The following is a 10,599-nucleotide window of genomic DNA, read 5'->3' as shown; positions in this document are numbered from 1 at the left end:
TGATAAATTGTTTTACGTAATTGTTTTGATTTCTCTTGAAGGAACTCCTTCGCTGTTTTTGCACAGTAACGTGATGCAGAGTGTGTTGCATCAACTATGATTGTCTTCGACTCTATTAATCCGTGTTCAAGAGCAATTTCAACTGATTTATGAATCAACATATCCAATAAATCCATGTCAACTAATCGTGTTCGACGAAACTTCGTCAATGAACTGGGATGAATTACTTTGTCTTCCGGTGCATAGTTCAAAAAATACTTAAATGACATATCATACTTAGAACGTTCCACCACGTCAACATCTGATATATCGAAGATAGTTTTTAATAATAAATACTTAAACATTCTAATAGGAGAAACTGCATTACGACCATTATCTAAACAGTATTTTTCTTTTAATTCATCTAAGATAAATGAAAAATCAACTAGTTCATTCATTTGACGTAATAAATTATCTTCAGGAACAACCAGATCATACAGATCTGTATATGAACTTAACGTAAACGATTCTTGTTTCTGTAACAACGAACTCACCACTTTCCAACTGTTACCTTTATTATAATAGAATCGTTTACATTAATCACAAAATAATACTAACTTACACAAAATTTTATAAAGGGACTTTTTCAGTGCCCTCACTTTCGTCCTGTGGGGTCTCACCTATGCCTCTGCTCCCGCAGGAGTCTTCGTGTATTTCCTTCACTAGTTTTGGTATCAACATCAATTTAAATATTACTATTTAAGTTTTTAATAACTATAAAAATCAATCAATCTAATAAACACCTAACGTTTACAACATTTCTGACTAGAATTGTTCGTTTTAGAATTCGCATAATTAGTTGTGCCCCAGTCTCTTTCTTATAGGTAGCCACATTACTAGTGGTACTTGATTCATTCTTCTATATAACTTAAAGAATAATATAAATCTGCTATACCATCGCTGTAGCCCCAACCAATTCCATCCGAGTTCCACACTACATCATACAATCGGTCCTGAAATGTTTGAAATAACACCTCATCGTTCTCACATTCATCAATTACTTTGGCATACATCGAATACATACTTCCATAAAACCTTTCATCAATGTCTCCAAATGTACTTGTAAATTTAGTTCCTACTTCTACGTAAAAAAGCATTAAGTCAACTGATTTAGTGTGGTCGTTCGTTAACTTTTTGAATGATGTGATGACATCTTTTGCTTTAGCCAAACGCAATTTTCCATGTCCTTTATCTGGGAAAAATTCTGCATTAATTTCATTTTTAGCATTAATAAATAGTTCATGCATTACTTCATCACCTAAAAATTTAACGGATAAATAATTCTGTATATCTTTATTTTGTTTATAGAGTTCTACTACTAATTTGATAAGATCTTTTTGATCATATTCTTTTAAGTTCTTTTTCAAATCTGGAATTTTTATTTTAGTTATATTTGCCATTTACCCCATTCTCCTTATTTATTTATATATTACTTAACATAGTGAGTAGAGTACAACTTTTCCATGTAAGGATTACCGGTTTTAGAAAATCTAAGTTTCTTCTTAGGTTTTTTTCCCCAAGATTTGTAAACTGTAATGGAAGATTTTAAGTTTTTTCTACTTGCGAATGTCCTTAGTGTTAATAGAACATGATTTAAGTTTTTTAGATTTCCACTAATTACTTTTTCTAAATATGGTATTCTATTATGTCGCCAATCTTCTACTTGTTTTGCCGTCAGTTTATCCATTTTTATTAGCAAATCAATAGGACTAATGTATCCTTTCTCCTCCAATAATACTGGGGCTTCTTGCTGTATTCTTTGTTCGATTCTCGTATAACTCATGTTTTCATCCTTTTTCTTGAGTATAAACACTATCAAAATGTTCATCTAATATTTATTCTATTTTACCATATCCTAACAACCTTATATAATTTACTTTTGAGATGCTCTTTTAACAGATAAATAGTTCGTGTCTTGTACCACCTTTAAATCTTTAAATATAAGCAATAGAGAAGAATTTATAAACAACACAATAGCTCCAATGAGAAATGGACTGAAGACATCTGTAAATAACCCTGTCATGAGTGCTCCCGCTATAACCCCAAATGAAAAGAACCCATAAAACAAACCATATGCTTTACCACGTTCGTTCACATTTGAATTCTTCGCTACAAGTGCTGACATAGAAGGAAAAATTAAAGCAAATCCTACCCCATACAATCCCATTATTATATAGAGTAATGATCTAGCTACAATAAATTCAAGGGCAAATAGTGAAATCGAGAGAATAAATAAACCGATAATCATTGTTATGGAATAGGGTACTTTATCATAGAGACGATTTGTCGGTAAAATAAATATAGCAGTACTAACAATGGCAAATGTACTCATCAATACCCCACTTAAACTACTATCAAATCCTAGTATTTCTACTTTTAATGGCAACATATATGCCAATATCCCTTGTGAAAACATGAGTGAAAATGCTCCCACATAACCATAGATTAATAGTGGGCGCTTTATTAGTTCAATAGTAATTCCGGATGTTTTTGTATTTTTCTTCTCATGAGATCTTTGTACTTCCGGTAAGATAAAATAACTTATGATTGACATAATAATCATTAGAATTCCAATCGAAGAAAATACAAAATTGATACCAAGTGTTTCCTTCATTATTCCACCATAGGCAGGACCAATGATAGAAGCTATCCCAACGCAAGCTCCGGAAAAAGCCATGATTTTACCTTTCTTTTCACCTGGGTCCTTATTTGATAAATAAGTAAATGCAGCCGGTACTAATAGCCCACCACTTAAACCGTGAAAAAATCTGACCACGAATAATTGGGTAGGTGTTTCAGCAAATGAATAGGTAATTAAAATGATTCCAGTCACCATTAATCCTAGACTAACAATCTTCTTAATTCCTTTTTGATCAATATAATAACCTGAAATGATATTTCCGATGATATTGGTAAATGAATATATCCCAATAATTAAACCGATTAATAACGCGGAGGCACCTAATTCTTGTGCATAAGGACTTATAATGGGGAGTTGAGAGAACGTATCTATAAAAGTAACGACAATTAAAAAATAGATAAAATAAATCATATCATTTAAAACACTCTTTTCTACTCATTTTTAGTGAAAACCATTTCTTCAACATAAAGTGAAAACATCTCTGAAATTTTATACATTCTTATCAATAAATAAATGGAAAGAGCACTATCACAATGCTCTTTCCTTAAATGTTACAGTTATTTTCGATCCCAGAAACGTTGAGTCGCAATTGCCTTTACAAATTCCTCGCCAAAATTTGGTGTATTTGCTTGGAAGACAACTCCAGCTAAATTATTTTCATTGGATGTTTGTATATAAGACTGTCCTGTTGAAGCAATCCCGATTGGTTTATAGTGAGAATAAGCATTTTGTACGAAGTGAGTCATATCTTGTTTAAATTTAAGTGGATTTTTCGCATTACCACCTACGACATACAGTGAATCAACTAGGTAAGGACTTGATGTTAAGAAAGTTTCATTTACTTCTAATGTACTGCCGTCTGAACCTGTTTTCGGTGCAAGTGTGTCACTGATAATAACTACATTGACCCCACTTTGTTTCAAGTGATTTAGTACACTGATAACCTCTGCACCGTTAAAACCATCTCCAATTAGTACTCCTACTTTTTGGGTTAATGCATATTTAGGTGTATTGTATTGGCTTAATGACGGATAGCTTGTAGAAACAGGTACATGAGTTCCACTTGGCCGTTCAACACCAATATTGTCAGCCACAATATTAGCCATTTCCTTATCCACATTTACTAATAAATTGACATTTTGTTGTCGAACCGATTTGCTTTTTACTTTTCCAAGTTGGTAGCTAAATCCTTCAATTGTATGCTGTTTTTCAATTGGTTTCATGCTATTCCAAAGAATTCTTGGTTGAGTAAAATAATCCTTGAACGAGTCACTTCTTGCTCTAATCTTATAACCTTCTACTTTTGCTGGATAGTCCTGATATCCACCTTGTTCTGGTGGCACCGTGTATGGTGTATTATTCGCCAATGAGTTATTATGATAATCTACCTCTTCAACATCGATTCGATCCCTCATAACTCCTCTTCGCATATTATTATGGACAGGGCATACCGCTTTGTTAATCGGTAACTGATCATAGTTTGCACTACCAAGACGATACTGTTGCGTATCACGATAGGCCATTAATCTACCTTGCAATACTGGGTCATTGGAAAAATCAATCCCTGGAACTACATTTGCCGGGTTAAAGGCAACTTGTTCAGATTCCGTAAAATAATTATCGATATTTCGATTTAAGGTCATCTTACCAATTATCTGAACAGGAATTAATTCTTCAGGCCAGAATTTAGCTGGGTCTAAAATATCAAAGTCGTATTTAAATTCGTCCTCCATTGGAATCAATTGAACCCCTAGTTCATACTCAGGATAAGCTCCCATGTCAATTGCTTGTCGTAAGTCTCTTCGGTGAAAATCAGGATCCAGACCACCTATTTTCAACGCTTCATCTTGAAGTAACGAATGGACACCCAATACAGGCTTCCAAACATACCTCATAAAGGTTGCTTTTCCTTGTTCGTTAACAAATAAGTACGTATTGATTGACCAAGATTCCATCATTCGATAACTTCTCAAGATTCCACGATCTGACATAATCCATTGCACCATATGAAGTGACTCTGGATTATTCGCTACGTAATCCCAAAAGTGATCATGTGCTCCAGATGCAGTTGGGATATCATCATCTTGCTTCGCTTGGTAAGCATGCATCGCATCAGGAAATTTCATCGCATCTTGGTTAATAAGTACCGGCATGGCAATTGTGGTCATATCGTAATTGCCTTCTTCTGTGTACAGTTTTACCCCTTGACAACGTAAATCTCTAGCCGTGTCATACGATCCTTTAGGTCCCTGTACCGTTGAAAAACGGATTGTTAACGGAGTCTTTTTCCCTGCTTCCTGCAAGAATCCTGCCTTTGTTACCTGCCTCATAGACTGATAGCATTCAAATTCACCATGTGCACTATATCCTCTTGCATGAACGACCCTTTCCGGTATTTCTTCATGGTTAAAATGCGACATTTTCTCAAAGAATTCATAATCCTGACGTAAGGAAGGACCACGTACACCTGCTTTTAATTGATCGGTGTCTTGTGAGCGTTTTTTCCCTTGCATTGTTGTCATAGGTTTGCCAGTATTCTTTACTCGATATTGATCTAACTGCTGTTGCTTAATATCTTTATTAACAGGCTTTTGGTTTCTTGATGACTTTTCATCCATGTAATCACCCATTCTATGTTTTTTGATTTTACTCCATTTAAATACCTATGTAGGAACTCTGAATTTAGAACTGTCCACCTACATTTGCACGTTAGTTTTACCAATTCATATAGTAATAATACCTAAAAGGAGGTACATTTTATGATTGATACAAGTATCATTAGAAACGGACTTCAAGTACAAAAATTCCCCGTCTACCAAACAGACATTCCATATATACAACAAATCATGTACGTGATGTATCATTCGAAAGAACCACTTGATAAGTTTCCTCATCTTAATATGACCATACCAGTAACAATTGTAGATAAGGGGTTATTACAGTGACAGATATTACTTTAATGAATGCTACAGAACTAAGTTGGTTAATAAAATCAAGACAATTGTCTCCAGTAGAATTAACGATGCGTCTACTGAATTGTATAAATAACATAGACCCCATGTTGCATACGTACATCACTCCGTTACCAGAAATCGCTCTCTCTCAAGCAAGAGAGGCAGAAAACCAAATTATGAGTGGGATGTATAAAGGACCACTACACGGCATTCCAATTGGGATAAAAGATAATATGTACACAAAAGGGATTAGAACTACAGTTGGGTCTAAGCTATTTGCAGATTTTATTCCTGATGAAGATGCAACAGTCATAAATAGACTGCTTGGGGCAGGAACAATTATGTTAGGGAAGCAAAACATGCACGAGTTGGCTGCAGGGTCAACCGGTACGAACCCTTTTTTCGGAAATACTAGAAACCCTTGGAACACGAATCACATGCCAGGTGGCTCAAGCAGTGGAGCAGCTGCATCCTTAGCAGCAGGTTTGACACCCATTGCAACTGGTACAGACACTTTTGGTTCTATTCGGTTACCAGCAGCTATGTGTGGCGTATACGGAATAAAGCCAACCTATGGACTTATTAGTACACATGGTATTTTCCCGACAGCTGTCTCATTAGATACTGTTGGGCCAATGGCGCGTTCAGTTAAAGACTTAGCTATGATGCTTCAATATATGGCTGGATACGATGAGAATGATCCAACAAGTCTTCAAGTTTCTGTTCCTAATTATTATGAGGATTTAAATAAAGGGATTAGTCAATTAAAGATTGGTATACCTACTTATTATTTAGAGGGATTGGATCCAGATATTGAACATCTTTTCAACAATGCGATCCAATCTCTACAAGACTTAGGCGCTGAAATTAAAGAAGTTTCAATTCCTGAATTATCCATGTCAACATATTCAGGGTACAGTATTGTCACTGGAGAAGCTTCTATCACTCATTACGAATGGCTTCAAAATCATTCTGAGAAATATTCTACTGATATACGATCTTTCTTTCTAGCAGGGACACTTACTAATACACCACAATACCTTCAGTCACAACAAGCTAGAAGAAAAATGATAGAAGCGTTTCATAAGGTCTTCTTAGATGTTGATATTATGGTAGCACCGACGATACCTATTACTACCCCAGCCTATTCTAAAAACTGGATTGAACAGAATCTAGATGTAGTTAGACGTTGTATACCATACACCGTTCCAATTAATCTAACAGGAGTCCCTAGTCTAGCAGTACCAATGGGATTAGACCAAAATGGACTACCTGCAGGCATGCAATTTATTGGAAATCATCTTTCTGAAAAACTTCTACTCCAGGTTGGAAACACATGGGAAAATATCGAGCCATTAAAGTTCTCTCTTAAAAAGAACTAGAATGATATAAAAGAATTCACACAAAAAGCGGGGATTCGCCCACTTTTATTTGTTTTTAAATATATTATAAGGTATCAATCTATAAATATCTCTGTTATATCAACACGAAAACCATTAAGGTAATGAGAGGAGGTTATTTCTCCTTTGTTTGTTTATTCAGTTAAAAACATATGATATATCAATCCGTAAACCATTAAACAATTTAGATTTCACTTCACCTGTATCTATTTTCATGTCATATTGTTCATACATATTTTCATCATTTAAAGCATATACCGTTACTGAATTCAGCATCGGATTAACAATCCAATACTCCTTAACACCATAGTTCATATAAAGATTTAATTTTGTAATGAGATCATGTGATTGATTGGAAGGACTTAAGATTTCAACAATTAGGTCTGGCACCCCTACATATCTAGCATCTGTAAAACCACTTTTATCACAAATGATACTGATGTCTGGAATAACAATTTTTGTATCCTGCTTCTCCTTTCCTATTAATTCAATGTCATATGGCGCATGAAATAATTCGCAAGACTTTCCTTCAAGAAAATTCCCAATTCCCAACTCCAACTTTCTAGATATACGTTGGTGTTCTGTTGATGGTGATGGCGACATGTAAACAAACCCGTCAATGTATTCTAGTAACTCATCAGAGCTTTCTCGTATTCGAAAATACTCTTCTACTGATACAGGATCTTTTCGATATTGATTCATCACATTCTTACTCCTCTTTTTCTAAATTGCCAATTATATTTATTCTACCATGTTTTGTTAAACATTCTACACTTGTTTAACCACAATTACTTCTTAATACCTGTACACCATAAGGCTCGATTATTGACTACTGAAACAGGATTCGGTCAGCCTCTTCCACTAGCTTTTGATCATGGACAATAAAGTGAATCTTCAATCAGTGGAGGGATTTGGGCCTACAGGATGTAGGTCATGCAGACGTTGAGATGTTGCCACAGGATGTAGCGGTTTTAGTCTGTGTTCCCCTATCCCCATTGATTGTTAGATGAACCAATCCTCATATTTTCTCCCATTATTAATTGAATTAATAACTGAATTTGGCTATTATTAAGGAAAATTTAATGATGTGATAAAAGGAGATTAGCTGATGTCTCAATTGGATAAAAATCAAACGTATACCCTAGATGAATTTTTAATTTATGCTAAAGAGGAAGAACGTGCAGAATTATACGAGGGCACCCCTGTTTTTTGGCACCAGAATCATTTGAACATGAGAATGTCATAGCAAACCTGATAGGGGAATTCAGAAATGCACTAAAAGGCAGTCATTGTTTTATGTTTGCAAGTAATCTTCAAGTTATTTTACCATTTAACAATGAGAAAAAGGGAAAAGATGATGTTGTTGTATTACCTGATTTCTCTATTGTTTGTGATCAAAATAAACTACGGAATAACAGATGTTATGGTGCACCTGATTTAGTTGCGGAAGTTTTATCCCCAAGTACGGGACGGAATGACCGGCTATTAAAAAAGAATTATTATGAGAAAACAGGCGTGACAGAATATTTAATTGTTGATTATCATAATCGCTACATTGAAAAATATGTGCTTCAGAATGGATTTCTAAAGTTAGAAGACATCTATTCCAATGAAAATCAGTCTTTTTTCTCCACCTACTTTTCATACGTTCATTTTTCAATTGAAGATATTTTTTCATTTTAAATTGTAATACTTTTATGAAATATATTGCATATATAGCCAATCTTAGAAAAACTCGCATTCGCTCGTCCTTTAGTGAAGTAACATCATGTGTTTCAACATGAATTCCCCCTTGAGTTACTTCGTGTAATCAATACCAAGGTAAAATTATTTAAAAGGAAAAAACGCAGAAGTCGGCTTCCTTGGAAAAGAAGTACACTTTTCCTTCGTGCGATGTGGATTCAGAGAAGCTTTCCTTATGCTCAAAGCTACGCCGCCTCGAACTTCTCCGTCCTTTTTATCCTCCTTTTGAACACTTACTTTAACTTACTTAATGACGTCCACCACTTGCAATTTACAATAAGTATATATATAATATAAAAAACTCAATATCATTAGCAACGACAAAGGCGTAGTACAATTGCCCGCTGATTTTAAGAGAGCTTGTGGTTGGTGAAAACAAGCATCAAGGTAAATTGGAATTGGACTTTCGAGCTAATTAAACATTCAAAGTGATTCTGCATTTGCAGAATAATTAGGGTGGCACCGCGGGGCGTGTGTCATGAAACCTCATAACTTTTTAGTTAAAGAAGATAGTCTCAACTATATTACTTTAGAATTTATAATTAAGAGTGGGTAGATTTACTAGTAGACTAATTATATCATTTAAACTCTTAAATCCTTGCCAAGACAATGAACTATGAATAAAGCCACCTTAATTAGGTGGCTTTTCTTTTATTTTGTTACTAAAACGATTATACCTTTTCTATTTCTACAATTTACTTATTTTCCTATGATAGTTTGTTTACCATATCTAATTGAAATCTTAGTTTCAGCATAGAGATTCTCTGTAATCTCACCAGAGTATTTGGAAGTCACCATTTCCCCAATTTAAAGTTATCTTATTTGAGTATTTTTACCAAACTACATGAAGATGCTTTTCTCTTCCACATTAAATCTTAATTTATAAATTCTTTTAAACCAAGTAACTCAATCCTAATTTCTTAAAATATAATGAAATTATACTAGAAAACTCAAATGTTATCTGCTTTTTAAATGCCCTTCAAACTTTAAAGTTGTTTACTAAGGAAAACTGTTGTATAGAATCTTGATGCAAATTCTAATATTAGGTAATCTTAACTAAATTAAAATATCTTATAAATTTTAGTTGTTAATTTCCCGCTACAATCCTCTTTATAAGTTGTAAGGTGAATTTAGTCCGGACTATTTCCTTACTAGTTTACTAAACATGTTAGGAGAGGATTGTATATGAGTTTAGTAGGAAAAGTAATACTTCTTGACCCGGGTCATGGTGGTGAATACGAAGGAGCTACTTGGGGAGATAATATTGAAAAAGAAATCACTCTAGATATGGCAAATCGTGTAAGAAACCATCTTATCGGACTAGGTGCTACAGTTTTTCAAATCAGATTATGGGATAGAGATTATGGTGGTACCACAATTGATGATGACATTAACAAAAGAGTAGAATATATTAATAAAGGATATCCCGGTGGCTATGATGCTTTGGTAAGTTTGCATTGTAATTCACCATGGGGCGGTTCAGGCTCCTTCTATTACAATGGAAGTCAAACTTCATCTTATGAGAAAATGATTTCTAAACAATTAGCCTTAGAAATCAGTCGTGCCGCTTTTCAACACTACGGTGCTTTAACTGGAAACTTCGCAATTTTACGTGATACAAATGACGTTGCAGCAAAAGTATTAGTTGAGATGGCATCAATCGCAGACGTTGATTGGGATAGAGATTCTTATAAAAGTGTTTTAGCACATGACATTGCTCTTGGTATTGATCGATACTTTAATAGCGACATTGTTATCGCATAAGGTGTTATAAGAAGAGAACAAAAGGTCTGTTTTTACAAACTGTAAAAACAGACCTTTT

Annotated in this window: 11 protein-coding genes; 5 read left to right on the top strand and 6 right to left on the bottom strand. The window is 34.4% G+C overall.

Annotation, left to right across the window (positions count from 1 at the left end; translation table 11 throughout):
- From BUB12_RS09965 to BUB12_RS09945, 5 genes are all read right to left on the bottom strand, one after another.
- Positions 1–524, bottom strand: a 524-nt coding sequence (locus BUB12_RS09965; RefSeq protein WP_143155588.1) for a transposase, incomplete at its 3' end; no start/stop codon positions are given.
- 366 nt (positions 525–890) lie between these two features.
- Complete coding sequence (locus BUB12_RS17860; RefSeq protein ID WP_072890536.1) at positions 891–1,439, bottom strand: DUF6155 family protein; 549 nt, start codon at positions 1,437–1,439, stop codon at positions 891–893.
- A 29-nt stretch (positions 1,440–1,468) separates the two neighbouring features.
- Positions 1,469–1,822: a hypothetical protein gene (locus BUB12_RS09955; protein WP_072890535.1), complete on the bottom strand. Its 354-nt coding sequence runs from the start codon at positions 1,820–1,822 to the stop codon at positions 1,469–1,471.
- A 90-nt stretch (positions 1,823–1,912) separates the two neighbouring features.
- The gene (locus BUB12_RS09950) at positions 1,913–3,091 is read right to left on the bottom strand and encodes an MFS transporter (protein ID WP_072890533.1); all 1,179 of its coding nucleotides are present in this window, start codon (positions 3,089–3,091) and stop codon (positions 1,913–1,915) included.
- A 146-nt stretch (positions 3,092–3,237) separates the two neighbouring features.
- Positions 3,238–5,310, bottom strand: a complete 2,073-nt coding sequence (locus BUB12_RS09945) for a catalase (RefSeq protein WP_407668443.1) — start codon at positions 5,308–5,310, stop codon at positions 3,238–3,240.
- 129 nt (positions 5,311–5,439) lie between these two features.
- On the opposite strand from BUB12_RS09945, the gene BUB12_RS09940 reads away from it, so the two are divergent.
- Both BUB12_RS09940 and BUB12_RS09935 read left to right on the top strand, forming a co-directional pair.
- Complete coding sequence (locus BUB12_RS09940; protein ID WP_072890531.1) at positions 5,440–5,625, top strand: hypothetical protein; 186 nt, start codon at positions 5,440–5,442, stop codon at positions 5,623–5,625.
- Positions 5,622–7,016 carry an amidase gene (locus tag BUB12_RS09935; protein ID WP_084063296.1) on the top strand — a complete coding sequence of 465 codons (1,395 nt, stop codon included), beginning with the start codon at positions 5,622–5,624 and terminating at the stop codon, positions 7,014–7,016. Before BUB12_RS09940 ends, BUB12_RS09935 begins: the two co-directional genes overlap by 4 nt.
- A gap of 156 nt (positions 7,017–7,172) precedes the next feature.
- Here BUB12_RS09935 and BUB12_RS09930 read toward each other — a convergent pair whose 3' ends face one another.
- A complete protein-coding gene (locus BUB12_RS09930; protein ID WP_072890530.1) occupies positions 7,173–7,736 on the bottom strand; it encodes a Uma2 family endonuclease in 564 nt (187 codons plus the stop codon).
- Between the two features lie 406 nt (positions 7,737–8,142).
- Here BUB12_RS09930 and BUB12_RS18015 point away from each other — a divergent pair, with 406 nt between their 5' ends.
- The 3 genes from BUB12_RS18015 (at position 8,143) to BUB12_RS09920 (ending at position 10,541) form a co-directional block, all read left to right on the top strand.
- Positions 8,143–8,280 (top strand): hypothetical protein, encoded by a 138-nt coding sequence (locus BUB12_RS18015; protein WP_234982646.1) that lies wholly within the window; start codon positions 8,143–8,145, stop codon positions 8,278–8,280.
- On the top strand, positions 8,244–8,717 hold the full coding sequence (locus BUB12_RS09925; RefSeq protein ID WP_234982644.1) for a Uma2 family endonuclease: 474 nt from the start codon (positions 8,244–8,246) through the stop codon (positions 8,715–8,717). The genes BUB12_RS18015 and BUB12_RS09925 overlap by 37 nt, the downstream gene beginning before the upstream one ends.
- A 1,245-nt stretch (positions 8,718–9,962) precedes the next feature.
- Complete coding sequence (locus BUB12_RS09920) at positions 9,963–10,541, top strand: N-acetylmuramoyl-L-alanine amidase family protein (RefSeq protein WP_072890528.1); 579 nt, start codon at positions 9,963–9,965, stop codon at positions 10,539–10,541.
- The last annotated feature ends 58 nt before the right edge of the window (positions 10,542–10,599 follow it).

The sequence above is a fragment of the Ornithinibacillus halophilus genome, from assembly GCF_900129485.1.
Classification (GTDB): Bacteria; Bacillota; Bacilli; order Bacillales; family Amphibacillaceae; genus Ornithinibacillus; species Ornithinibacillus halophilus.
Note: the sequence above shows the minus strand (reverse complement) of the source record. Positions and strands in the feature narration are given on the sequence as shown.

Excerpts from the sequence above, each read along its gene's own strand:
- BUB12_RS09955 (WP_072890535.1), bottom strand. The coding sequence starts at position 1,822 with ATGAGTTATACGAGAATCGAACAAAGAATACAGCAAGAAGCCCCAGTA.
- BUB12_RS18015 (WP_234982646.1), top strand. The coding sequence starts at position 8,143 with ATGTCTCAATTGGATAAAAATCAAACGTATACCCTAGATGAATTTTTA.
- BUB12_RS09950 (WP_072890533.1), bottom strand. The coding sequence starts at position 3,091 with ATGATTTATTTTATCTATTTTTTAATTGTCGTTACTTTTATAGATACG.
- BUB12_RS09920 (WP_072890528.1), top strand. The coding sequence starts at position 9,963 with ATGAGTTTAGTAGGAAAAGTAATACTTCTTGACCCGGGTCATGGTGGT.
- BUB12_RS17860 (WP_072890536.1), bottom strand. The coding sequence starts at position 1,439 with ATGGCAAATATAACTAAAATAAAAATTCCAGATTTGAAAAAGAACTTA.
- BUB12_RS09940 (WP_072890531.1), top strand. The coding sequence starts at position 5,440 with ATGATTGATACAAGTATCATTAGAAACGGACTTCAAGTACAAAAATTC.
- BUB12_RS09930 (WP_072890530.1), bottom strand. The coding sequence starts at position 7,736 with ATGAATCAATATCGAAAAGATCCTGTATCAGTAGAAGAGTATTTTCGA.
- BUB12_RS09945 (WP_407668443.1), bottom strand. The coding sequence starts at position 5,310 with ATGGGTGATTACATGGATGAAAAGTCATCAAGAAACCAAAAGCCTGTT.